The organism is Streptomyces yatensis (genome assembly GCF_018069625.1).
GTDB classification, from domain to species: domain Bacteria; phylum Actinomycetota; class Actinomycetes; order Streptomycetales; family Streptomycetaceae; genus Streptomyces; species Streptomyces yatensis.
Window position 1 is genome coordinate 5,797,637 of sequence record NZ_CP072941.1, and the last position, 23,192, is coordinate 5,820,828.

Sequence of the window (23,192 nt, forward strand, 5' to 3'; positions counted from 1 at the left end):
GCAGAACGGACAGGTAGGTCCATCAGAGCTGAGGGGAACGGCCATGGTGCTGCGCAGCGAGTATCCCGATGTCCCGCCTGTCGATCTGCCCATCCACGACGCCGTACTGGCCCGCGCGGCCGGGGAGTTCGGCGATCTGCCCGCGCTGGTGGACGGCGTGACCGGGGCGGCCCTGAGCTATGCCGCGCTGGATCGCGCCTCGCGCCGGATCGGGGCCGCGCTGGCCGAGGCGGGGGTGCGCAAGGGCGATGTGGTGGCCCTGCACAGCCCCAACTCGATCATGTACCCACCGACCTTCTACGGCGCGACCCGCACCGGGGCCGCGGTCACCACGGTGCATCCGCTGGCGACGCCGGAGGAGTTCGCCAAGCAGCTCCGGGACGCGGCCGCGTCCTGGGTGATCACCGTCTCGGCGCTGTTGGGGGTGGCCCGGCAGGCCGCCGAACGGGCGGGCGGGGTACGGGAGATCTTCGTCTGCGACGAGGCGAGCGGCCATCGTTCGCTGCGCTCCATGATGCGGAGCACCGCGCCCGAACCCGTGGTGGACATCGACCCGGCCGAGGACATCGCGGTGCTGCCGTACTCCTCGGGCACCACCGGCACCCCCAAGGGCGTGATGCTCACCCACCGCAATGTCTCCACCAACCTCGCGCAGGTGGAGACGCTCGTCCCCAACCAACCGGGGGAGCGGGTGCTGGCCGTCCTGCCGTTCTTCCACAGCTACGGCCTTACGGCGCTCATGAACGCGCCGCTCCGCAACGGCGGCACGGTGATCGTGCTGCCCCGCTTCGAACTCGACACCTTCCTCGCCGCCATCGAGAAGCACCGGGCCCAGGCGCTCTATGTGGCCCCGCCGATCGTGCTCGCGCTCGCCAAGCATCCGTCGGTGGACGGCCACGACCTGTCGTCGGTGCGGTACGTGCTGAGCGCGGCGGCCCCGCTGGACGCCCGGCTCGCGGAGGCGTGCGCCCGGCGGCTCGGCGTACCGCCGCTGCTGCAGGCGTTCGGGATGACGGAGCTGTCGCCGGGCTGCCACCTGGTGCCGCGCGACGCGAAGAACGCGCCACCGGGGACGGTCGGAAAACTGCTTCCGAGCACCGAGATGCGCATCGTGGCCCCGGACACCGGCGAGGACCTGGCCGTGGGCGAGGACGGCGAGATCGTCATCCGCGGACCGCAGGTGATGAAGGGCTATCTGGGCCGCCCCGAGGACACCGACGCGCTGATCGACGCCGAGGGCTGGCTGCACACCGGCGACGTCGGGCATGTGGACGCGGACGGCTGGCTGTATGTGGTGGACCGGGTGAAGGAGTTGATCAAGTACAAGGGCTATCAGGTCGCCCCGGCCGACCTGGAGGCCGTGCTGCTCGCCCATGAGTCCGTCGCCGACGCCGCCGTGATCGGGGTGACGGACGGGGCGGGCAACGAGATCCCCAAGGCGTATGTGGTGCGCCGGCCCGGGACCCGGATCTCGGAGGACGACCTGATCGCGTACGTTGCCGGACAGGTGGCCCCGTACAAGAAGGTGCGCCGCGTGGAGTTCACGGACACCGTGCCGCGCTCGGCCACCGGCAAGATCCTGAGGCGTGAACTTCGCGCCAGGGAAAGGAGCTCGACCACCCCATGACCGACGGCCCCACGACCGATGGCCCGCCGGCCGGAGACCCCACCGCGGCGCCGAAGCCCCTCGTCCGGTCCGCCTCCGCGCGCGGTATCACCACCCTCACCCTGGACTCGCCGCACAACCGCAACGCCCTCTCGACGCGCCTGGTCGCCGAGTTGCGCGAGGCGCTGGCGGCGGCCGGGCGGGACGACCGCGTCCGGGCGGTGCTGCTCACCCACACCGGCACCACCTTCTGCGCGGGCGCGGATCTGAGCGAACCGCCCTCGGCGTCCGGGGCGGCCGGGCTGGTGGCGCTGTTGCGGTCGATCGTGGAGCTGCCCAAGCCGGTCGTCGCGCGGGTCACCGGACATGTGCGGGCCGGTGGGCTCGGGCTGCTCGGAGCCTGCGACATCTCGGCGGCCGGGCGCGGCGCCAGCTTCGCCTTCACCGAGGCGCGGCTCGGCCTCGCCCCGGCCGTCATATCGATGCCGCTGCTGCCCCGGCTGGACCGGCGCGCGGCGGCCCGCTACTACCTCACGGGGGAGCGGTTCGACGCCGCCGAGGCGGCCCGGATCGGGCTGGTGACGATCGCCGACCCGGAGGGCGACGCGGACGAGGCGCTGGCGCCCGTGCTCGACGGGCTGCGCCGGGGCTCCCCGCAGGGCCTCGCCGAGTCCAAGCGGCTGGTGACCGCCGAGGTGCTGCGCGCCTTCGACCGGGACGGCGAACCGCTGGCCGCGCTGTCGGCCCGCCTCTTCGCCTCCGAGGAGGCCCGGGAGGGCATGACGGCGTTCCTGGAGCGGCGCGAGCCGGAGTGGGTGCGGCAGACGGCGGCGGACGCGGGGGCGGACGCTCAGACGGCGGGGGGCGCGGGGACCGGGCCGGGCGCCGGGGCCGCGGGGGCGGCCGGGACCGTGCCGGGCGCCGGGGCCGTGCCGGGCGCCGGGGCCGCGGGGGCGTCCCGATGACCCCCCGTACGGCACTGCGCGACCCCAAGCAGGACCGCAGCCGCGCGACCCGCAGGCGGCTGCTGGAAGCCGCCGTGGCCTGCCTCGCCGAGCGCGGCTGGGCAGGCTCCACGGTCGCGGTGGTCGCCGAGCGGGCCGGGGTGTCGCGGGGCGCGGCCCAGCACCACTTCCCGACCCGTGAGGACCTCTTCACGGCCGCCGTCGAGCACGTCGCCGAGGAGCGCTCGGCCGAGCTGCGCGCCCTCCCCGCCCCGCACGGGGAGGGCCGCGTCCACACGGTGGTCGAGGCGCTGGTCACCCTCTACACCGGCCCGCTCTTCCGGGCCGCGCTCCAGCTGTGGGTGGCGGCCTCGTACGAGGAGCAGCTGGGCGCCCGGGTGACCGCCCTGGAGGCGAAGATCGGCCGCGAGACGCATCGGATGGCGGTGGAGCTGCTGGGCGCCGACGAGTCGGTGCCGGGCGTCCGGGAGGCCGTCCAGGGCCTGCTCGACATGGGCCGCGGCCTGGGCCTGGCCAACCTCCTGACGGACGACGGCCACCGCCGGGAGCGGGTGGTGGCCCAGTGGTCGAGGATCCTGGAGACGATCCTGACCCCGCGGGACTAGGGCCTGCCGTTTGGATCAGACCCTGGCCGCCGGCCGCCCGGACTACCGCTTCGTGTCCCCGTACCCCTCGATCTCGTGCGGGCCGCGCGTGCCGGGGCCGACGTACCGGGCCGACGGCCGCACCAGACGGCCGGTGCGCTTCTGCTCCAGGATGTGCGCGCTCCAGCCCGCCGTGCGGGCGCAGGTGAACATCGAGGTGAACATGGGCGCCGGGACCTCGGCGAAGTCCAGCACGATGGCCGCCCAGAACTCCACGTTCGTGGCCAGCACCCGGTCCGGCCGCCGGTTGTGCAACTCGTCCAGGGCGGCCCGCTCCAGCGCCTCGGCGACCTCGAAACGCGGTGCGCCCAGCTCCTTCGCGGTGCGCCGCAGCACCCGCGCCCGCGGGTCCTCGGCGCGGTAGACCCGGTGGCCGAAGCCCATCAGCCGCTCGCCCCGGTCGAGGGCCTGCCGGACGTAGCCGGTGGCGTCCCCGGTGCGCTCGATCTCCTCGATCATGCCGAGCACCCGGGAGGGCGCGCCGCCGTGCAGCGGCCCCGACATGGCGCCCACCGCACCGGAGAGCGCGGCGGCGACATCGGCGCCGGTGGAGGCGATGACGCGGGCGGTGAAGGTGGACGCGTTCATCCCGTGCTCGGCGGCCGAGGTCCAGTACGCGTCGACGGCGGCGACATGCTTGGGGTCCGGTTCACCGCGCCAGCGCCGCATGAAGCGCTCCACGATGGTCCCGGCCTTGTCGATCTCCCGTTGCGGCACCATCGGCTTCCCCTGGCCGCGGGCCGACTGGGCGACGTAGGACAGGGCCATCACGGCCGCGCGCGCCAGGTCCTCACGGGCCTGCTCCACGTCGATGTCCAGCAGCGGTTTGAGGCCCCAGACGGGCGCGAGCATGGCCAGCGCGGACTGCACGTCGACCCGGACGTCCCCGGAGTGGACCGGGATGGGGAACGGCTCGGCGGCCGGCAGCCCCGGGTTGAAGGCACCGTCGACCAGCAGACCCCATACGTTCCCGAAGGAGACATGGCCCACCAGGTCCTCGATGTCCACGCCTCGGTAGCGCAGCGCGCCGCCTTCCTTGTCGGGTTCGGCGATCTCCGTCTCGAACGCGACGACTCCTTCGAGTCCGGGTACGAAGTCGGACATCAGGCGGCTCCTCATGCTGCGGACGACAACGGTGCCGGAACGGTTACGCGGCCGCCTGACACGGCTCGCGGTCCGTACCGGTCACCCCGGTGATGTGCCCCGTGCGGGTGGTGGTCACCCAACCGCGGCGGGGAGTGACCTCCGCAACACGGGGGGTGGTGCCTGCCATGCGCCCACAGACGCATGGTCAGCCTCAGTCTGGTCCGTGCGCACGCCACGGGGAAGCGTGAGAAGCGGCACACGCGGTGCGCGTCGCGCGAGGGTTACGGGGCGGTAGGGCGGGGGAGAGAGATCGCTCTCACGGGGCAGCCCGTGCGAAGGACCGATGATGTTGCAAGATATGCCCGTGCCTCACGTTGACTCGGAGCCCTCGGCTTCCTCCGCGCGTACGTACGACCCGGCCGCCATGCGCGAGCACTACCGCGCGGCCGGCTTCGACGAGGCGGAACTCGCGGGCGATCCGTTCCGGCAGTTCACCCGGTGGTTCGAGGACGCGGTCGGCAGCGGGCTCTTCGAGCCGAACGCCATGATCGTCTCGACGGCCGACGCGGCGGGCCGCCCCAGCTCCCGCACCGTCCTGATGAAGAGCTTCGACGAGCGCGGCTTCGTCTTCTACACCAACTACGGCTCCCGCAAGGGCCGTGAGCTGGGTGAGAACCCGCAGGTCGGGCTGCTCTTCCCCTGGCATCCGATCGCCCGGCAGGTGATCGTCACGGGCACCGCGCGGCGCACCGGGCGGGACGAGACGGCGGCGTACTTCCGGACCCGGCCGCATGGCTCGCAGCTCGGGGCGTGGGCGAGCAGGCAGTCCTCGGTGGTGGGCTCGCGGGAGGAGCTGGACCGCTCGTACGAGGAGCTGGCGGACCGCTATCCGCCGGGGGAGCAGGTGCCGGTGCCGCCGGAGTGGGGCGGGTTCCGGGTGGTGCCGGAGGCGGTGGAGTTCTGGCAGGGCCGGGAGAACCGGCTGCACGACCGGCTGCGGTATGTGCGGCTGCCCGAGGAGGAGGGCTGGCGGGTGGAGCGGCTGTACCCGTAGGGCGCGGGGCCCGGGTCGGTGCGGACCGTAAGGCCGCCGAGAACGGGCTCGTAGCCGCCGAGAACGGGCTCGTAGCCGCCGAGAAGAAGCCCCTCGGACCCATGACGCCCCTGAAGAGCCCTCAAAACGCGGACAACCCGCGGGTCTTTCCCCTGACGCCCTGAGGCGGAAGGGGGCCGGTCGGACGTACCGGCGACCCGCGGGTCGGGTGACTGCTTGGGATTGGCCGGCTGCGCACTTCTTTCGTGCGCCAGTCCGGCGATGCGCAGAGCGCGACGACGGACTGCTAGCCCGCAGTCACCTCACGCGTCCGGATTTCATACATCTGCCGAACCACCTCCCTTCTCGTGTATCGCAAGCCTAAGAACCGCCTCCTGCCACACACAAGCGAATTTCCGTGTGGCAACGATTTCGGCGAATGCGGTGTGGCGCGTGTCACGTTCGAGTTCAATGTCCGACGTGCCCCACCACGGACAGCCACGTCGAGCAAGGGGTGTCAGGTGAGCGCTTCACAACGTTCCGAACCCGCAGGGCCGGCGCGTTCCGCCCGATCCGCGCGGGGGGTCCCCGGACAGGCGGCCGCCGCCGCGTCGGCGCCCGTCCGGCCCGAGTGCCCGGACGGGCCCGAGCGGCCCGACTCCGAACTGCTCGCCGCGCTGCTCGACGGCATGGACGCCGCCCTGTGCGCGTTCGACGCCGACGGCACGGTGACCCACTGGAACCACGAGGCCGAGCGCATCCTCGGCTGGACGGCGGCGGAGGCGGTCGGCCGCAAGGGGCTGGGCGGCTGGGCCACCCGACCGGGGGACGCACGGGACGTCGACGCGCGCCTTACGGAGGCCATGGGCTCCACGGGGCGCCGGGTGCACGAGTTCGCGCTGCTGACCAAGGACGGCGGCCGGGTCCTGGTCCGTACGCAGTCCTCGGCGGTGGCGGGCGCGGACGGCCGCCCGGCCGGGGTGTACTGCGCCTTCAGCGAGGTGCACGCGCAGGTCGACCTGGAGCGGTCGATCGCGCTGAGCGAGGCGCTGCTGGACGACGCGTCGTGGAACGTGGTCCTGGTCGACGCGGATCTGCGGGTGGCCGTGGTCAACGCCAGCGCGGCGGGGGCGCTGCGTACGGCCCGTAAGGCCGCGCCCGGCCGGCCGCTGGGCGACTTCCTGGACCAGGGCGTCGAGGAGGCGGAGGCCGCACTGCAGCACGTCCTGGCGGAGGGCGCGCCCCCGGCCCCCACCGAGCTGTGGGTGACGCTGCGGGACGCCGACGCGGCGGACGGCTTCGAGGGCGCGGACAGCGTGCGCTACGAACTGCTCGACGACGACGAGGCGGTGCGCGGTGAGGGCGCCGACCGCGGCGAGGCCGGCGCGGCGGCCCGGCGCCGCTGCTGGCGCAGCGGCTTCCTCCGGCTGGCCTCACCACTCACCGAGGAGCCGACGCCGCTCGGCGTGGCCTGGATCTTCCAGGACGTGACGGAGGCGAAGGGCCGGGAGCAGGAGAGCGCCCGGATGCGCTTCCGGGGCAACCAGCTGCACCGGGCGGCACGGGCGGCGGCCGAATGCGAGGACCCGATGGAGGCGGCCTCGGTCCATCTGGACTTCGCGCTGGCGGGCTTCGCCGATCACGCCCTGATCGACCTGGTCCTGGACCCGCCGCCGGGCGCCCCGGAGGGCCGGGTCCGACTCGTCCGGGCGGCGGCCACCCCCATCGGCGCCCCCGGCCCCTGCCCGCCCGTCGTCCCCGGCGGCATCCCGCTGGGCTACCCGGAGGGCCATCCGGCGCTCCAGGCGGTCGACCGCTGCGGTTCGGTACGCGCGAGCACAAGACGCTCGGACGAGCCCGCGGCGGCCCAGTGGGCGGTGGCCCGCAAATGGCCGGAGGGCACGGTGCACGGCCTGTGCGCGGTACTCCGCAGCCGCGGCCGCACCCTAGGCGTGGTCACCTTCCTGCGCACTTCCAGCCGCCGGGCCTTCGACCGCACGGACGCGACGTACGCGGAGGACGTCGCGGCCAGGGTCGCAGCCTCGGTAGACCTGGCCGTAGGCCGCCACTGATGTACCGGGCCCGGCGGTCCCGCAAGGTGTCCCCGAAGGGCAGCCCGGAATCCACGGCGACGTTCCGCCACCGTCCGGCGCGCCACTGACGTACCGGGCCGCCGCTGATGTACCGGGCCATGGAGCCGCAGCCCGTGGAGCCCTGGGCCGAGAGGCACTGGCCCGTGGGGTCCTGGGCCGTGCAGCTCTGGGCCGTGCGGCCCTGCGCCGTGAAGCCCCGGGCCCGGAGGCACCGCGCCCCCGCCGCCCGCGGCCAAACCAGCCCCTCCGGCGTTTGCGCCAACCCAGCCCCTCCGGCGTTTGAGGAGCGGGGTCCGGGGCGGAGCCCCGGCTGGGGTCTGGGGCACCGCTCCCGGGGTTTGCTCCAGCCCCTCCGGCGATTGAGGAGCGGGGGTCCGGGGGCGGAGCCCCCGCCGGGGTCCGGGGCCGTCCCCGGGATTCGGGTAGGGGCGGGGTGGGGGAAGGCACCCGCAACGGCGAGCGCCCTACCTCCGGTAGTAGATCCGGTCCCCGTATTCGGTCATCACCTTGCGGTTCCACTCATGCCCACCATCCACGTTCCCCGACCTCAGCATGGGCGGCTCGATCCCCCGTCCGGCCAGCTCCGAGACCCCCGCCGCCACCATGGACTGCATGATCGCGCTCGTCACGACGGTGGACGCGGGGGCGAAGGGCGCGCCGACGCCGTCCACCGTGAGCTCCGCGTCGCCGATCGCGATTTTGTTGTCGATGACCAGATCGCAGTGGTCCTTCAGGAAGCCACCGGAGGAGTTGCGCGAGGTCGTGCCGGTCGCGTAGCCGACCGAGGTCACCCCGATCACCCTGACCCCGCGCTCCCGCGCGCTCATCGCCATCTCCACGGGCAGGGCGTTGCGCCCGGACAGCGAGATCACGATCAGCAGGTCCCCGGACCGGAGCGGACTGGTCTCGAGGACGGTCGTGGCGAGCCCGTCGACGCGTTCCAGCGCGCTGCCGAGGGTGGCGGGGACGACGTCCACGCCCACTACCCCCGGCACCGGCAGCAGGTTCATCAGCGCGAGTCCGCCCGCGCGGTAGACGACGTCCTGCGCGGGCAGGGAGGAGTGCCCGGCGCCGAACGCGAAGAGGCGGCCGCCCGCCGCGACCGTATCGGCGATCAGGGTGCCCGCCGCGGCGATATGCTCGCCCTCCTCGTCCCGCACCTGCCGCAGCAGGCCGATGGCCGCGTCGAAGAATTGCCCGGCCGGTTTGGACTCGTTCATCAACGCGTCGCCTTCCCTGTGGGGGTTTCCGATCATGACGCTGTCAATAGCAGCCCGGTCCCTTGCGGCGGAAGAGGCCGTCTCGGCCCCGTTGTCGGCGGGATGCGTCAGAATTGGCTGAGGGCCACCGCACGACACTTCGAGGGGCACGCATGTCCGGACTGATCGACACCACGGAGATGTATCTCCGCACCATCCTCGAGCTCGAGGAGGAGGGCGTGGTCCCCATGCGCGCCCGGATCGCGGAGCGGCTCGAGCAGAGCGGCCCGACGGTCAGCCAGACGGTGGCGCGCATGGAGCGCGACGGGCTGGTCACGGTCGCGGGCGACCGTCATCTGGAGCTGACCGAGGAGGGCCGTCGGCTGGCCACGCGGGTCATGCGCAAGCACCGGCTCGCCGAGTGCCTGCTCGTCGATGTGATCGGGCTGGAGTGGGAGCAGGTCCACGCCGAGGCGTGCCGCTGGGAGCATGTGATGAGCGAGGCGGTGGAGCGGCGCGTGCTGGAGCTGCTCCGTCATCCGACCGAGTCGCCTTACGGCAACCCGATTCCGGGCCTGGAGGAGCTGGGCGAGAAGGCCGAGGCCGATCCGTTCCTGGACGAGTCCATGGTGAGCCTGCGTGAGCTGGAGCCGGGCGCGGAGGGCAAGACGGTGGTGGTGCGCCGCATCGGCGAGCCCATCCAGGCCGACGCCCAGGTGATGTACACGCTGCGGCGGGCCGGGGTGCAGCCGGGCTCCGTGGTGAGCGTCACGGAGTCGCCGGGCGGGGTGCTGGTCGGCAGCAGCGGTGAGGCGGCGGAGCTGGAGGCGGAGATCGCCTCGCATGTCTTCGTGGCCAAGCGCTGACCCGGCCTTCGTAGCCAAGCGCTGACTGCGGTCTTCGTGGTCGAGCGCTGTCTGCGGTCTTCGTGGCCAAGCGCTGACTGACTGCCGCCTTCGTGGTCGAGCGCTGACCCCGGCCGGGTGCCGGCTTCTCGCGTCCTGGTTCCGGACCCCCTGCCCTGGTCCAGACCCTGATCGCTGACCCCCACAGCCCCCGGCCCGACCGCCCCGCCCCCGGCGCGCGGATGCTCCCGACCCGGCCGGCTCCCGGCCCGGCTGGCTCCCGACCCGGCCGGCTCCCGGCCCGGTCCCGGTCCGCTCCTGCCCCGGGGCCCGGGACCCGGGGCTCCGGGGGGCCGGAGGCCCGGCGGCCCAACGGCTCCCGCATACACCCCCGCACAACCTCACGCGCTTCGACACGCTGACCGATACACCCCGTTCAGTCGATTCGACCGTCACGACCTGCGACGACGGACTTTCCCGAAACCGGAGTCGAAAGAAACCGAGCGGGCGGGGCCGACGCGTGCGACGCTGTCGCTGACGCTCAGGCCGTCAGGGGAGGGGGCCGCGGTGGGCCCGAGAGGCTGTGCCGCCGAGGGGGAGATCTTCAGCGAGGGCCCCGGTGCCGTCAGGTGCCGGGGCCCCGCTTCCCCATATCCCCCCGCTGGACCCCGGGTCGCACGGACCGCGCGAACGCGGCCGGTGCGACCCGGAGCCCTGGTGACCCGGAGCCCCGAGCTCTCAGGGTCGTCCCCCGCGGACTCCCTTCCCCGAGCAGTCCGCCTCCCGCTAGCTGTCTCCCCATGGCGCAGACGATCAATCCCTGACGGTGGTCACTCGAACGAGGGGTGTTGGACGTAACAGCACCGTGTTCGAATACGAGTTCGATACTGTGAGGGTGTTCGAGAGAGGGCTGGAGGTGCCAGACCACATGGTGCGACGCATCGAGGTGAGCGGGACCGGCGGCGTGCGGCTCGCCGCCTGGGAGTTCACCGATCCGCCCAAGGCAGGTGCCGGCAGCGAGGGAGCGCGGGGCCCAGGGGTGCTGTTGCTCCATGGGCTGCTGGGCCGGGCGGCCCACTGGGCGGAGACGGCCCGCTGGCTCTCCACCCGCTATCGGGCGGTCGCCCTCGACCAGCGCGGCCATGGCCGCAGCGACAAGCCGGCCGAGGGGCCCTTCGACCGCTCCACCTATGTGGACGACGCCGAGGCGGCCGTGGAGCAGCTCGGCCTCGCCCCCGTGACCCTGATCGGCCATGCCATGGGCGCCCTCACCGCCTGGCAGCTCGCGGCCCGCCGCCCCGATCTGGTCCGGGCGCTGGTCATCTGCGATATGCGGGCCTCGGCCCTCGGTGCCGCCTCACAGCGCGAGTGGGCCGAATGGTTCCGCTCCTGGCCGGTGCCGTTCGCGACGCTCGCCGATGTGCGCAAGTGGTTCGGCGAGGACGATCCGACGCTGGAGCGGCCGAATCCGGCCCGGGGCGATTTCTTCGCCGAGGTCATGGCCGAGCGTTCGGACGGCTGGCGCCCGGCCTTCTCCTGCCGCCAGATGCTGAAGGCCCGTGAGACCTGGGTCCGGGACGCCCATTGGGAAGAGCTCGCCCTGGTCGAGTGCCCCACCCTGGTCGTTCGCGGGCTGGACGGCCAGCTGGGCCGCGCGGAGGCGCAGGAGATGGTCCGCGTCCTGCCGCGCGGGCAGTATGCGGAGGTGGTGGACGCGGGCCATCTGGTCCACTACGACCAGCCGGACGGCTGGCGCCGCGCCGTGGAGCCCTTCCTGGCCTCGGCCCTCCCCGTCTGACGACGCCGCGGCCCGACGGCGCGACCGGACGCCGCGGCCCGACGACGTGACTCGCCGCGGCGACCCGACGACGTGACTCGCCGCGGCGACCCGACGACGTGACTCGCCGCGGCGACCCGACGACGCGACTCGCCGCCGCGAGCCCCGCCTCAGAACGCCCAGGTGAACGGCTCCCCGCCGATCTCCGTCCACATGACCTCGACCGACCTCGCCCGCGCGGGAATCAGGAAGGTGGTGCAGAGCAGATAGCTCTGCCCGTTCTTCCAGTCCTTGATCTCGTCCGGGTCCGCGCAGCCCTCGGGCCGCCCGGCATCGCCCACGACCTTCGCTCCCCGCCGGCCGTCCGCGTACACCTCCGCGTAGTCCCCGACCCGTGGATACTCCCGCACCGTCGCCCCGCGCAGATGGGTGTACCTCACCGAGGCGACCGCGGGCACCAGGCCCCTGGCATCCGCCGGGTCCGGCACCAGCGCCTTCGCCTCCTCCGCCGTGCCGATGTCGACCTTCTCCGCGGCGATCCGGTAGACGGGCTCGACCCCGGTGTCCTCCTTGAACGCACGCGTACCGGTCTGACCCGGCCAGAACACCCCACCCCCCGACCGCATTCCCACCGTCTGCGCCCCACCCTGATCTCCGCCGACCGCCTCCGAGCGGGACGTATGCCGTGCGTTCTCGGATGTATCGCCCTTTTCCCCGAATGGTCCGCACGCGGTCAGGGCGAGAGCCAGTACGGCAACGGGCGCGCCGACCCGCAGCCAGGTTGTCTTGGTCAGCGGCACGGTGGAACTCCAATGCGGGAACTGTCTCCGTCGCGTCCCGGTGTGATCCCTTGAACGCGACCGACGGTTCGTTGATCCTACGAGTCCTCTACTCCCGTGCGGCAATGGGAAATTGACCAGTAATGAACAAGTGAAGGGAAGCACATGATCGGCGGCGACATCACGGATCCGGAACCCGGCCGGGACTGGGCGGCATTTCAGTACGAGATCTATCTGAACGGGATGACCGGCGCCGTTCCCCGGCTGCCCGCCGATCTGACCCGGCTCGAGGAGCTGGCCGAGGCCCGGCTGGGGCCCGGCCCGGTGGGCTATGTCGCGGGCAGCGCGGGCAACGGCAGCACCGAGCGGGCCAACCGGGCGGCGCTGGACCGGCATCGGATCGTGCCGCGGATGCTCCGTGACGTACGGCGGCGGAATCTCTCGGTCGAGCTGCTGGGCACCCGGCTGCCCGCGCCGCTCGCGCTCGCGCCGATCGGCGTCCTGTCGATCATGCACCCGGACGCCGAGTGCGCGGCGGCGCGGGCCGCCGCGGCGCAGGGCGTGCCGTTCATCCTGTCCTCCGCGTCCAGTACGCCGATGGAGCGGGTGGCGGAGGCGATGGGGGTCGGCGAGCGGTGGTTCCAGCTCTACTGGGGCAAGGACCGCGAGGTCACCAGGAGCTTTCTGGACCGGGCGCGGACATGCGGTTTCACGGCCCTTGTGGTGACCCTCGACACTCCGCTGCTGGCCTGGCGGCCGCGCGATCTCGACCAGGCGTATCTGCCGTTTCTGCACGGCGTGGGAACCGCGAACTACTTCACCGATCCGGCGTTCCAGGCCGGGCTCGCCAAGCCGGTCCACGAGGACCGGGACGCCGCGGTGCTGCACTTTGTGCAGATGTTCGGCGACCCCGGGAAGACCTGGGAGGACCTGGCGTTTCTGCGTGAGCACTGGGAGGGCCCGATCGTGCTCAAGGGGGTGTTGCACCCCGACGACGCCCGGCGCGCGGAGGCGGCGGGGATGGACGGCGTCGTGGTGTCCAACCACGGCGGCCGCCAAGTGGGCGGCTCCATCGGGGCGGCCGACGCGCTGCCGGGGGTGGTGGCGGCGGTCGGCGACCGGCTCGCGGTGCTCTTCGACAGCGGGGTGCGCACCGGTGACGATGTGTTCAAGGCGCTCGCCCTCGGCGCCCGCGCGGTGCTGCTGGGGCGGCCGTACGCGTATGGGCTGGGGCTGGACGGGCAGCCGGGGGTGGAGCATGTGATCCGCTCCCTGCTGGCCGAGTTCGAGCTGACGATGGCGCTGTCGGGCCATACGGATGCGGCGGGGCTCACCCCGGACGCACTCGGCTGACGCTCGGCCGACAATTCCCTTCGGCTTTCAACTTGTTGTCAGATGCACCGGTACGTCGGCGACTCGCCGTGGGGCCGTCGGGGCTTTACCGGGTCATGAGCTTCCGGATTGCCGGGTGCTACGCTCATCGGCGCGCAGTGAATTAACCGATCATGCAGTGAATTAACCGATCACGGGGGGTGGTTGCGTGAAGATCCAACGTAAAGCCTCGATGGTCGTGCTCGCGGCGGCGCTGATGCTGGGCGGTTCGGTGGCCCTGTCGCCAACGGCGTCGGCGGTGGGGTCATCGGCGTGTCAGTTCAATTCCCCGGATGTCAATTTCAAGGTCTCCACCAGCGGGGCGAGATTCCGTACCGGACCGGGAAAGCGGTACCGCGCTATAGGGACGCTTTACCGGGGGGATTCCTTCCGGTACTTCTGCCGCACCCGGGGCTTCGAGAAGAGCTGGTCCTACGGAAAGATCCTCAAGCGGACGACGACCGGAATCCGGGCCGGGACCAGAGGCTGGGTGTACAGCAAGTATCTCGACTAGCCGGAACGTTACGGCAGTTGAGCCGCGGACGGTTCGTGCGACACCACGACGCATCGGCGGGGCCGGGGTGAGTCCCCGGCCCCGCCGATGCGCTGTGTGCCCCGGGCTCACCCCTTGCTGACCGCCGCCAGGATCTCCGGCAGCCGCGCCGCGGCCCGCGGCGCCGCCAGCCGCAGTCCGGTCTCCGCGAGGGCCGCGCCGTACACCGCGCCCAGCGGGAACACCACCCACAGCCAGCCGTGCGTCCCGGAGACATGCAGCCAGATCGTCAGGCCCAGCACCGGCGCGCACAGCACGGCACCCACGACCATGCCGCCGAGGATGCTGAGCCAGGCGATCCCCGCCTGCGCCGGGACGACGTTCTTGTAACCGCTGTCCTGCGGAATGGAGTACGGGGCCAGCACGGAGGTCATGGCGCCCGTCGCCATCATCGAGCCGAGCAGCGCCAGGGCGATGCCGAGCGCCTCGGGAGCGGCCGGCCAGTTCTTCTGGAGGGCGGCGGAGCCGAGCACCGCCACCGCCACATACGGCACCGCGACCAGGAGGAGCGCCAGCGCACGGCCCCGCAGCTCCAGATAGGCGTCACGGCCCGAGGAGATCGTCTGGGCGACCATCCAGAAGGCGGAGGAGTCCTGGCCGAACTGGTTGTACATCAGCATGCCGAGCATCCCCGACGCCCAGCAGGCCCAGTAGATCGAGCCGTTTCCCTGGACCGCCGTGACGAAGGGCACCAGCAGGCCGACGCCCAGCGAGGTGACCCAGGCCGACTTGGTCTTCGGGTCCCGTACGGCATAGCGCAGCGTCCGCAGCAGCACCGTGCCGGAGCGGCCGGCGGGCAGCAGCCGGGCGAACGGGCCCGAGGCGTCCGGGGTGTCGGCCGCGCCGGAGCCCCGCCGCTCGCGCGGTGCCGCCGCCTGGAGCGTGGAGGAGTCCGGGGTGGTCATCAGATGGGTGAGGGTGCCCGTCCACCACCACATCAGCAGCGCCAACGCGCCCGCCGTCAGCGCGAACTGGGCCGCGGCGACCCCGTAGGCGCCGTCGCTCACGCCCTGGACGGCGTCGATCGCCGCCGCGGGCGGCACCCAGCGCAGCACCTGCGCGGCCGGTTCCAGCACGGCCAGGCCGTTCTTGCCGCCGAGCTGCTGGGCCCCGAGGTTCACGAACTGGGCGCCGATCGCCACGAACAGACCGCTGAGCACCGCCAGGTCGCGGCCCCTACGGCTGGTGAGGAGGCGGGTGTTGGCCGTGGCGACGGCGCGGGCCAGCGCCACGCACACCAGCACCGTCAGGACGACGGCCACCACCGCCGCCACCGCGGCCGCCGCCCCGTGCGCGACGGCGACGGCCGAACCGGCCGCCAGAGTCAGCGTGAACAGCGGTCCGATGCCGATCAGCGAGGACACCAGCAGCGCGGTGATCAGTGAGCGCGGCCGCAGCGGCAGCATCACCAGCCGGGTCGGGTCGAGGGTTTCGTCGCCGCCGGGGAAGAACAGCGGCATCACCGCCCAGCCGAGCGCGAGCACCGCCGTCAGCAGGGTGACCAGCGCGTCGACGTGGTTCGTGTCGCGCAACAGCACCAGACCGAGCAGCTGCAACACGGCGAACAGCATCGCCAGCACCAGCGAGGTGATGTACGCGGCCCGCCGACCGCTGGACTGGCGCAGCCCGTTGCGCAGCAGCGCCAGCTTCAGGGAGACGAAGACGGGGGTGGGGGAGGCGGTGGGAACGGTGGGCGGCGCGGGCGCGGCGGTGCCGAGCGGGCCCTTGGCGTCGAGCGGGTCGGTGAGCGTCATCGGGCGCCGCCGCCCAGCCAGTCGAGGCTCTGGCCCGCCTCGCGCCGGTTCGCGCCGACCAGCTCCAGGAAGGCGTTCTGCAGGGACGGTGCGTCGCCCCGCACCTCGGCCAGCGGGCCATGGGCCCGGATCCGGCCGCTCGCGATCACCGCGACCCAGTCGCACAGCGACTCCACCAGCTCCATGACATGGCTGGAGAAGACGACCGTGGCGCCGGAGCGGGTGTAGCGCTCCAGGACGCCGCGGATGGTCTGGGCGGAGACCGGGTCGACCCCCTCGAACGGCTCGTCGAGGAAGAGGACTTCCGGGTTGTGGAGCAGCGCGGCGGCGAGTCCGATCTTCTTCCGCATACCGGTGGAGTAGTCGATGACCAGCTTATTCTGCGAGCCCGCGAGATCCAGGACGTCCAGCAGCTGGGTGGCGCGCTTGTCGACCTCGTCACCGGGCAGCCCGCGCAGCCGCCCGGTGTAGGTGAGCAGCTCCCGGCCGGAGAGCCGCTCGAACATCCGCAGTCCCTCCGGCAGCACCCCGATCCGTGCCTTGATCTCGACCGGGTCCCGCCAGACGTCGTGCCCGCCGATCTCCACGGTCCCCGAATCGGGGCGCAGCAGGCCGGTGATCATCGAGAGCGTGGTGGTCTTACCGGCGCCATTGGGCCCGACGAGCCCGATGAACTGCCCGGCGGGCAGCTCCAGATCGATCCCCGCGACCGCGATCTGCTCTCCGTAGCGCTTCCACAGGCCGCTCACCCGCACGGCGGCGGCCCTGGTCGGCTCTGTGCTGGCTGCTGTCTGTTCCTGAGGCACCGGCTTCCCCCGTTTTCCTGTGGGACGAATCTCGGGGGGCCGGTCGTGACGCCCCCGTCCGTCGCTCCACGATAGGGGCCGAGCCGGGGAGCGCTCCGGGGGTGTCGGCGGTGCGGAGTGTCGCAGCGGTGCGGGGTGCCGGGGGCGCGGTGCGTCAGCGTCCCAGGAGTGTCGGCGTCCCAAGGGCGTCAGCGTCCCAGGAGTGTCGGCGGGCCAGGGGTATCAGCGTCCCGGGGGTGTCAGCGGCGCTCGCGGCCGCAGGCGTAGGCGAGGGCGCTCACCAGCTCCTGGGCGTCGGGCAGCCAGCGGTTGGCGGCGGTGGGTCGCCGGGCCCACTGGATCGGGCCGCGCAGGCCCACCCGGGTCGGGGGCGCGACCACATAGTCGCCCTCGCCGCGCGCGGTCAGGTCGATCGCGTTCGGCGGCCAGCCCAGATTCCGCACCAGGTCGGGGACCTTGGCGGCGGCGCCCGGGAGGACGAAGAAGAGCATCCTGCGCCCGGGGGTGCAGGTGACCGGGCCCAGCTCGACCTGGCGGCGCTCCATGCGCGCGAGCGCCAGACAGCCCGCCGACTCCGGTACGTCGAGCGCGTCGAAGGTGCGGCCGGTGGGCAGCAGGATGGAGGCGCGCGGCGCCCTGGCCCACATGCGGCGGACCACGACCGCGCTGCCCGTGGCCTGGTTCACCCAGTCCCGGCCGGTCGGATGGGCGCCGGGGGCCGGGCAGTCGGCGGTTCCGCAGGAGCAGCGCTCCACTCCGTCCACGGTCTCCAGCCAGGCGCCGGAGAGCACGTCCCAATGCCGCTCCTCGGCATATCGCACCGCCGCGTCGCGCAGCCGCTCCCCGCGCTGCTGAGGGATCTGCGAGGTTCCCGCCGGGAGTCGCGATGGTCCTGTCACGTCCATGGTCTCTTCCACGCAAGGACAACTTCCGCCGTCAACGGGGGTTACGGCCGGACCCCCGCACGGGCGGGCCGCCTGGGGGCCCGGGGTGCGCGGGGACGGCACGGCGGGGCGCATGGGTGCACAGTCGGGGGCGCGTGTGGGGTTGCGGCTCCGTAAGCGGGTAACCACCATGCGTGACAGGCGTGCGAGTGTCCGGCGGCCATGCCGCGGCGCCAGGGGGAGGGCGGTCCCGGACTCGTATCGGCGCCGTACGCGAACGATGCGGTCGATGCGGTCAATACGGGCAAGTTCCGCATTCGCCGTATACCTGCGATATCTGCGGGGCATCACTCAGCAACAGAGACGGATACGCCGAGGACGCAAGCAGTCACAGGGGGTAACGCCATGGCCGCTAGGCCGCTCGTGGCGCGGCAGCCGAACGAACGGCTGCAGGCGCTCATCCAGGAAGCCGGCTGCTCCAACGCCGGGTTGGCGCGCAGGGTCAATATGTGCGGCGCCGAGCACGGTCTCGATCTGCGGTACGACAAGACCTCGGTGGCCCGTTGGCTGCGTGGCCAGCAGCCCCGGGGCCGGGCGCCGGGCATCATCGCCGAGGCGCTCGGCCGCAAGCTGGGCCGCACGGTCACGATCGACGAGATCGGCATGGCCAACGGCAAAAACCTTGCCTCCGGGGTCGGTCTGCAGTTCTCGCCCACCGTCCTCGGCGCGATAGAGCAGGTCTGCGAGCTGTGGCGCAGCGATGTGGGGCGCCGCGACTTCCTCAGCGGCTCGACGGTCGCCGCCTCCGCGCTGGTCGAGCCCAGCCGCGACTGGCTGATCACCGGTGCGGACACCCAGGTCGCGCGCACCGCGGGTGCCCGGGTGGGGCGTTCGGACGTCGCGGCGGTGCGGGCCACCACGGACGCCCTCGTCGATCTGGACCACCGCTACGGCAGCGGCCATGTGCGCCCCGTCGTCGTCCACTATCTGAACAGCGTGGTCTCCGGGCTGCTGGCCGGCTCGTACACCGAGGCGGTCGGGCGTGAACTGTTCGCGGCCGTCTCTCGGTTGACGGAGCTGGCGGGCTATATGGCGGTCGACACCGGGCAGTCGGGTCTCGCCCAGCGCTATTACATCCAGGCCCTGCGGCTCGCCCAGGCCGCCGGGGACCGGGGTTACGGCGGCTATGTGCTCGCCGCCAGCATGAGCCATCTCGCCGCCCAGCTCGGGAATCCCCGGGAGATCGCCCAGTTGGCGAAGGCCGCGCAGGAGGGCGCGCGCGGCCAGGTGCCGCCGCGCGCCGAATCGATGTTCCTGGCGGCCGAGGCGCGTGGCCACGCCCTGATGGGGGACGCCCGGGCCTGCCAGTCCGCGGCCGGGCGCGCGCTGGACGCGTTGGAGCGGGCGGTGGGGAGCGGTTCGGGCTCCGTCACGGGTGACGACCCCATCTGGATCCGCCACTTCGACCACGCCTATCTCGCCGATGAGCTGGCCCACTGTCACCGCGACCTGGGCCAGGCCGAACAGGCCCGGCGGCGCGCCGAGGAGGCCCTGGAGGGGCTTGCGGAGGGGCGGGTGCGACGGCGGGCGATCGGGCTGCTGCTGCTGGCCACCGCGCATGTGCAGCAGCGCGACGTGGAGCAGGCGTGCCATGTCGGCACCCAGGCGGTGGATCTGCTGGGCTCGTTGCGGTCCAACCGGGGGGCGGAGTATCTGGACGACTTCCAGCAGCGGTTGGAGCCGTATCGGGACGAGCCGGTGGTGCGGGAGTTCGGGGCGCGGCTGCAGATGCAGGTCGCCTGAGACCTCCGCTGGGCGCGGGGGCGTTGTGGGGCCCGGCGGGGCGCGGGAGTTATGGGGCGTGTCGCGGTGTGGCCGCTGGTGCGTGTGGTGTCGGTGGGTCTGATGAGGCGCGTGCGCGGGAGATGTGCGTTGGGGTGTGCGTTGCCTTGTGATTACCGGGGGTACGGATGGGGTTCATATCGCCCCTGGTCGCGGCGGTGTGCCCCCTGTCGCGGTGACCAGTCTCTCGCCGTCCCCATGGGCTCATGGGCATCGCGCCGTCTGGGGAACCGGTAGCGTGAGCCGACGATTCCGTAGTCCCGTATAACCAAGGAGTCCCGGTGACACAGAGCGGTCAGGGGAATGAGCCGCGGCTTCCCGCGGTCCCGCCCGCGCAGCCTGTGCGCGAGGGGGTTGTGCTGCCTGCCCAGGGGGACTACAAGCCCTCGGACGGCCACCAGGCGGCCCCGGCCGGGGGACAGGCGTGGGGGCAGCCTTGGGGGCCGCAGAGCGCTCCGGAACCGCCGCCGCAGGGGGAGTTCGGCGCGCCGCCGCCTCCCGAAGGACAGCCTTACGGACCGCCCGAGGGACAGACCTACGGCGGGCCGCCCGGGGCGCAGCCTTACGGACCGCCCGGGGGACAGCCCTACGGGGCGCCCGAGGGGTCCTACGGGGCCCCCGGCGGGTCTTACGGGGCCCCCGACGGGTCTTACGGGTCGCCCGACGGGTCTTACGGGTCGCCCGACGGGCCTTACGGATCGCCTGGCGGGCAGCCCTACGGGGCGCCCGAGGGACAGCCTTACGGCCAGCAGCAGAATTGGCCGGCCCCCCAGAGACCCGCTCAGCCGCCGTACCAGGCCGCCGACGAGACCCAGGTACTGCCGCCGCAGCCCGCCGGGGACGCCGACGCGACCCAGTTCATACCCCCGGTCCCGGGTGAGGCCCCGCCGCCTCTGGACACCCCCACCACCACGCTCGCCCCGGTCAAGAGCGCGCCGCTGCCGCCGGAGAACCGGCCCGAGTCGCCCGCCGAGTCCACCACCCAGCTGCGCGCCGTCCGCCCCGGTCAGCGGGGCGCCCACCGGCAGCCGGCCGCCGCGGAAGAGACCGCGGTGCTCCCGCCCACGCCGCCCGCACCCGCGCCGTACGCGCCCGTGCCCGCGTCCGCGGCGAACGTCCCGGAGCGGCCCGGCAGCGCCCCGTACGCGATCCGTCCCGGCCGCCCCGGGGACCGGCCGCCGCCCTCGGAGTTCGACGGTCTGTTCCGTGACGGCGGCGGTGACGGTGGCGGCGGCGCCCAGGAGACCCAGCAGCTTCCGCAGTTCGCCCCGGACTTTCCGCAGCCGCAGCCGTCGCCGGGCTCCGGTGGTGGCGGCGGTGGTGGGCGGCGCCGGATGTCGCGCGGCATGCTCATCGGCATCGTGGTGGCGGGCTGCGGCATCGCCGGGCTCGCCGCCGGAGCCGCGCTCAGCATGGGCGGCGACGACGACAAGAAGGACAACTCGACCCTGAGCAGCTCCTCGCCGAGCGCCGGGGAGGACGAGCCGTCCAAATCCGCCGACCCCGCCGAGCCGCAGGCGAAGGCCCTGGACGCGCTGCTCGCCGACAGCAACAACAGCCGCGCGTCGGTGATCAAGGCCGTGGACAACATCAAGTCCTGCAAGGACCTGTCCACGGCGGCATCGGATCTGCGGACGGCCGCGGGCCAGCGCAATGGCCTGGTCACCCGGCTGGGCAAGCTGAAGGTGGACAAGCTGCCCGACAACGCGCGGCTGACCGCGGCTCTCACCAAGGCGTGGAAGTCCTCGGCCAGGGCCGACAACGAGTACGCGGCCTGGGCCGATCAGGTCGGCGGCAAGAGGGGCTGCCCCAAGGGCAAGGCCCGCCGTACACCCCGGGTCGGGGCGGCCGAGCGGGCGAGCGGCGAGGCGACCCAGGCCAAGAAAACGGCCTCGGGGCTGTGGAACCCGATCGCCTCCCAGTACGGCCTCACCGCGCACCAGGCCACCGAGCTGTGACCGGACGGCCGGGGGCGGCGCCGCCGTCCCCGGCCCGTCCCGCCGGGTGTCAGCGGCTCAGTCCGCCGGGTGGTAACGCTCCAGGATCTTGGACACGTTGACGAATCCCTTGCGCACCGCCACCAGCCGGCCGTCGCGCACCATCTGGTAGGTGACGTCCGCGTTGACGATCCGCGAGTAGTTGGGCACGTGCAGCGTGTCGTCGTAGCCCCAGCGCAGCGTCGGCGTCAGCCCGCCGGTGTTGACCGCGTGGCCGTTGTCCAGCGCGTTGCGCACGGTGCGGGCGCTGATGTCGTCGGCGTGCAGGGACATCAGGACCGAGCGCAGCACGGTGTAGCCGATCCAGGTGGTCTGCGTACCGGGGTCGGCCGGGTCGATGCGGTTGTCGTCGAAGGCGTACTTGTTGATGACCTTCTTCATGGGGTTCCAGCGCGCATCGTCCCCGGCCGGGTACCAGCCGGTGGCGTAGGTGCCCTCCAGGGGGCTGGAGCTGCCGCCGGTGGAGTCTATGAGGGACTGCCGGACACCGCCGAGTATGGAGGCGATCCGCACCTTCGGATGGTTCTCCTGCACCCGGCGGAAGGAGTCGAAGAAGGTGCCGGTGCGGTTGCCGAGCGCCGCGGTGACGCAGGAGCTGTCCAGGGCCGCGCCCTGGGCGGCGCTGCCGAGGGAGCTGTCGGCGCCGACGCTCTTCAGGGCGGTGGCGGCCTGGTCGCTGTAGTCGCCCGCGCCCTCGGGGGCGCGGACGTCATGGGCGGCGTCGCGCTGGCCCGCCCGCAGGCCGGTGTTGAGGAGCTGGGGGAGCTCGTCGCCCGCGATGGTGTCGGGACGGACGAGCGCGGTGCGCTCGCAGCGGGAGGCCAGCTGACGGCCGTTGCCCACCAGCAGGGCGGCCTGGCCGCCGTTGACCGGATAGGAGTACGGGCTGTCGAACTCCTCCTGCGTCACGCCGTAGCCGCCGATGTAGGGGATGCCGGCGACCTCCAGCGGCGAGATGAAGGCCCGGCCGTACTGGCTGTACGAGCCGACGACCGCGACGGCCTTCTCGTCCTTGGCCTGCTGGGCGCAGCGGGCGGCCTGGACGGCGTCGTTGCGCTCGTTGCAGGTGACGACCTGCAGCTTGCGGCCGTGGATGCCACCGGAGTCGTTGACCCAGCGGGCAAATGCCTTCGCCATTGCGGGCATTCCCGGCATATTGGTCGCTTTGGTGCCCTCCGGGGCCCAGGTCATGACGGTGATGGGGTCGCTGTCGCTCTTGCTCGACAGCACCCCGCCGCAGCCGGTCAGCAGCGACGCACCGACCGCCGTGCACAGTGCCGCGACGGCGGCTCGGAAGGGGCGGGAGGAAGGGCGTCGCCGACCGGTCATGACACGCGAGCCTGTCCCGTCGTGAGGAACGGCGCAGCTATGACAAGACAATGAACGGTGTCATAGAGGTGAACTCCGGGGGCCGATCCGTCGCTATGTGTGAAGAACGTACGATCGGTGATTGTGCAAGGTTCGGAGAAGTCTTCCCGTCGCGCCCGTCGCTCGACCACCATGGGAGGCATGCCTGTCAACGACATGCCCTGGTGGCGCTGGCGCACCAATGTGCGCTCGGCGCTGCACATGCTCTCGGATCCCGTCTTTCAGCAGGAGTGCTGGCTGGCCGGCCAGGCCGGGTACGGGGATGTGACGGACGCCGTCTACCGGCTCGTCGAGGACACCTGGTTGGACAACTGGTCCGCCGAGAAGTACGTCGGCACGATCTTCCGTGACTCGCAGGAGGCGGCGCTGGTCGATGTCGCCGTGCTGCGGGTGCTGAGGATCATGCACCAGGTGGGCGCGGACGCCCTCGTCTCGGCGTACCTCGAACACCATGGGTGGCCGGAGGCCGTACGGGCGGCCCGCGAGGCCCATGTGCGGCTGGCCACCAACGACGGCGAGGACCCGGATGTGCCGCCGCGCACCCTCGAAGTACTGGCGATCATGACGCAGGCGGTCTGAACGATGTCGCG

Annotated in this window: 18 protein-coding genes and 1 pseudogene; 12 read left to right on the forward strand and 7 right to left on the reverse strand. The window is 72.6% G+C overall.

All coding sequences use genetic code 11. The features are described from left to right. Positions 1-43: 43 nt before the first annotated feature. The 3 genes and pseudogenes from J8403_RS24415 to J8403_RS24425 all read left to right on the forward strand — a co-directional run bounded on the left by J8403_RS24415 (position 44) and on the right by J8403_RS24425 (position 3,176). Positions 44-1,627, forward strand: coding sequence for a 4-coumarate--CoA ligase family protein (locus J8403_RS24415; RefSeq protein ID WP_211125023.1), 1,584 nt, complete (start codon positions 44-46; stop codon positions 1,625-1,627). After that, positions 1,624-2,427 (forward strand): annotated as a pseudogene (locus tag J8403_RS24420) (enoyl-CoA hydratase family protein); the annotation flags it as partial. The gene J8403_RS24415 and the pseudogene J8403_RS24420, both read left to right, overlap by 4 nt. A 140-nt stretch (positions 2,428-2,567) precedes the next feature. Further along, positions 2,568-3,176: a TetR/AcrR family transcriptional regulator gene (locus tag J8403_RS24425; RefSeq protein ID WP_211125025.1), complete on the forward strand. Its 609-nt coding sequence runs from the start codon at positions 2,568-2,570 to the stop codon at positions 3,174-3,176. A 42-nt stretch (positions 3,177-3,218) separates the two neighbouring features. Here J8403_RS24425 and J8403_RS24430 read toward each other — a convergent pair whose 3' ends face one another. Continuing rightward, positions 3,219-4,319 (reverse strand): citrate synthase 2, encoded by a 1,101-nt coding sequence (locus J8403_RS24430; RefSeq protein ID WP_211125026.1) that lies wholly within the window; start codon positions 4,317-4,319, stop codon positions 3,219-3,221. A 340-nt stretch (positions 4,320-4,659) separates the two neighbouring features. Here J8403_RS24430 and pdxH point away from each other — a divergent pair, with 340 nt between their 5' ends. Both pdxH and J8403_RS24440 read left to right on the forward strand, forming a co-directional pair. Further along, positions 4,660-5,355 (forward strand): pyridoxamine 5'-phosphate oxidase, encoded by a 696-nt coding sequence (gene pdxH, locus J8403_RS24435; protein WP_246585966.1) that lies wholly within the window; start codon positions 4,660-4,662, stop codon positions 5,353-5,355. 500 nt (positions 5,356-5,855) lie between these two features. Continuing rightward, entirely contained in the window at positions 5,856-7,406 is a 1,551-nt protein-coding gene (locus tag J8403_RS24440; protein WP_211125027.1) for a PAS domain-containing protein, read from the forward strand. Positions 7,407-7,891: 485 nt separating this feature from the next. Here J8403_RS24440 and J8403_RS24445 read toward each other — a convergent pair whose 3' ends face one another. Next, positions 7,892-8,647, reverse strand: coding sequence for an SIS domain-containing protein (locus J8403_RS24445; protein WP_211125028.1), 756 nt, complete (start codon positions 8,645-8,647; stop codon positions 7,892-7,894). 152 nt (positions 8,648-8,799) lie between these two features. Between J8403_RS24445 and J8403_RS24450 the strand changes: the two genes are divergently transcribed. After that, positions 8,800-9,492, forward strand: a complete 693-nt coding sequence (locus J8403_RS24450; RefSeq protein WP_059143620.1) for an iron-dependent transcriptional repressor DtxR — start codon at positions 8,800-8,802, stop codon at positions 9,490-9,492. Positions 9,493-10,399: 907 nt separating this feature from the next. After that, on the forward strand, positions 10,400-11,269 hold the full coding sequence (locus J8403_RS24455) for an alpha/beta fold hydrolase (RefSeq protein ID WP_211125029.1): 870 nt from the start codon (positions 10,400-10,402) through the stop codon (positions 11,267-11,269). Between the two features lie 149 nt (positions 11,270-11,418). Here J8403_RS24455 and J8403_RS24460 read toward each other — a convergent pair whose 3' ends face one another. Continuing rightward, positions 11,419-11,856 (reverse strand): hypothetical protein, encoded by a 438-nt coding sequence (locus J8403_RS24460; protein WP_246585967.1) that lies wholly within the window; start codon positions 11,854-11,856, stop codon positions 11,419-11,421. A 336-nt stretch (positions 11,857-12,192) separates the two neighbouring features. Here J8403_RS24460 and J8403_RS24465 point away from each other — a divergent pair, with 336 nt between their 5' ends. Next, positions 12,193-13,380: a lactate 2-monooxygenase gene (locus tag J8403_RS24465; protein WP_211125031.1), complete on the forward strand. Its 1,188-nt coding sequence runs from the start codon at positions 12,193-12,195 to the stop codon at positions 13,378-13,380. Positions 13,381-13,567: 187 nt separating this feature from the next. Beyond that, positions 13,568-13,912 carry an SH3 domain-containing protein gene (locus J8403_RS24470; RefSeq protein WP_211125032.1) on the forward strand — a complete coding sequence of 115 codons (345 nt, stop codon included), beginning with the start codon at positions 13,568-13,570 and terminating at the stop codon, positions 13,910-13,912. A gap of 107 nt (positions 13,913-14,019) precedes the next feature. On the opposite strand, the gene J8403_RS24475 is transcribed toward J8403_RS24470, so the two are convergent. From J8403_RS24475 to J8403_RS24485, 3 genes are all read right to left on the reverse strand, one after another. Beyond that, positions 14,020-15,705, reverse strand: coding sequence for a transporter (locus tag J8403_RS24475; RefSeq protein WP_211125033.1), 1,686 nt, complete (start codon positions 15,703-15,705; stop codon positions 14,020-14,022). Further along, on the reverse strand, positions 15,702-16,511 hold the full coding sequence (locus J8403_RS24480) for an ABC transporter ATP-binding protein (protein ID WP_246585968.1): 810 nt from the start codon (positions 16,509-16,511) through the stop codon (positions 15,702-15,704). The genes J8403_RS24475 and J8403_RS24480 overlap by 4 nt, the downstream gene beginning before the upstream one ends. A 239-nt stretch (positions 16,512-16,750) precedes the next feature. Next, positions 16,751-17,416, reverse strand: coding sequence for a bifunctional DNA primase/polymerase (locus tag J8403_RS24485; protein ID WP_211125034.1), 666 nt, complete (start codon positions 17,414-17,416; stop codon positions 16,751-16,753). A gap of 384 nt (positions 17,417-17,800) precedes the next feature. Here J8403_RS24485 and J8403_RS24490 point away from each other — a divergent pair, with 384 nt between their 5' ends. Next, positions 17,801-19,198 (forward strand): NsdA family TPR-like regulatory protein, encoded by a 1,398-nt coding sequence (locus J8403_RS24490; protein WP_211125035.1) that lies wholly within the window; start codon positions 17,801-17,803, stop codon positions 19,196-19,198. Between the two features lie 320 nt (positions 19,199-19,518). Beyond that, the gene (locus tag J8403_RS24495; protein ID WP_211125036.1) at positions 19,519-21,195 is read left to right on the forward strand and encodes a hypothetical protein; all 1,677 of its coding nucleotides are present in this window, start codon (positions 19,519-19,521) and stop codon (positions 21,193-21,195) included. Positions 21,196-21,252: 57 nt separating this feature from the next. Here the strand turns inward: J8403_RS24495 and J8403_RS24500 are convergent, their stop codons facing one another. Continuing rightward, entirely contained in the window at positions 21,253-22,563 is a 1,311-nt protein-coding gene (locus J8403_RS24500) for an ABC transporter substrate-binding protein (RefSeq protein ID WP_211125037.1), read from the reverse strand. Positions 22,564-22,734: 171 nt separating this feature from the next. Between J8403_RS24500 and J8403_RS24505 the strand changes: the two genes are divergently transcribed. After that, entirely contained in the window at positions 22,735-23,181 is a 447-nt protein-coding gene (locus tag J8403_RS24505) for an SCO4402 family protein (protein WP_059143611.1), read from the forward strand. Positions 23,182-23,192: the final 11 nt, after the last annotated feature.

Excerpts from the sequence above, each read along its gene's own strand:
- J8403_RS24415 (WP_211125023.1), top strand. The coding sequence starts at position 44 with ATGGTGCTGCGCAGCGAGTATCCCGATGTCCCGCCTGTCGATCTGCCC.
- J8403_RS24425 (WP_211125025.1), top strand. The coding sequence starts at position 2,568 with ATGACCCCCCGTACGGCACTGCGCGACCCCAAGCAGGACCGCAGCCGC.
- J8403_RS24430 (WP_211125026.1), bottom strand. The coding sequence starts at position 4,319 with ATGTCCGACTTCGTACCCGGACTCGAAGGAGTCGTCGCGTTCGAGACG.
- pdxH (WP_246585966.1), top strand. The coding sequence starts at position 4,660 with ATGCCCGTGCCTCACGTTGACTCGGAGCCCTCGGCTTCCTCCGCGCGT.
- J8403_RS24445 (WP_211125028.1), bottom strand. The coding sequence starts at position 8,647 with ATGAACGAGTCCAAACCGGCCGGGCAATTCTTCGACGCGGCCATCGGC.
- J8403_RS24450 (WP_059143620.1), top strand. The coding sequence starts at position 8,800 with ATGTCCGGACTGATCGACACCACGGAGATGTATCTCCGCACCATCCTC.
- J8403_RS24455 (WP_211125029.1), top strand. The coding sequence starts at position 10,400 with ATGGTGCGACGCATCGAGGTGAGCGGGACCGGCGGCGTGCGGCTCGCC.
- J8403_RS24465 (WP_211125031.1), top strand. The coding sequence starts at position 12,193 with ATGATCGGCGGCGACATCACGGATCCGGAACCCGGCCGGGACTGGGCG.
- J8403_RS24475 (WP_211125033.1), bottom strand. The coding sequence starts at position 15,705 with ATGACGCTCACCGACCCGCTCGACGCCAAGGGCCCGCTCGGCACCGCC.
- J8403_RS24485 (WP_211125034.1), bottom strand. The coding sequence starts at position 17,416 with ATGGACGTGACAGGACCATCGCGACTCCCGGCGGGAACCTCGCAGATC.
- J8403_RS24490 (WP_211125035.1), top strand. The coding sequence starts at position 17,801 with ATGGCCGCTAGGCCGCTCGTGGCGCGGCAGCCGAACGAACGGCTGCAG.
- J8403_RS24500 (WP_211125037.1), bottom strand. The coding sequence starts at position 22,563 with ATGACCGGTCGGCGACGCCCTTCCTCCCGCCCCTTCCGAGCCGCCGTC.
- J8403_RS24505 (WP_059143611.1), top strand. The coding sequence starts at position 22,735 with ATGGGAGGCATGCCTGTCAACGACATGCCCTGGTGGCGCTGGCGCACC.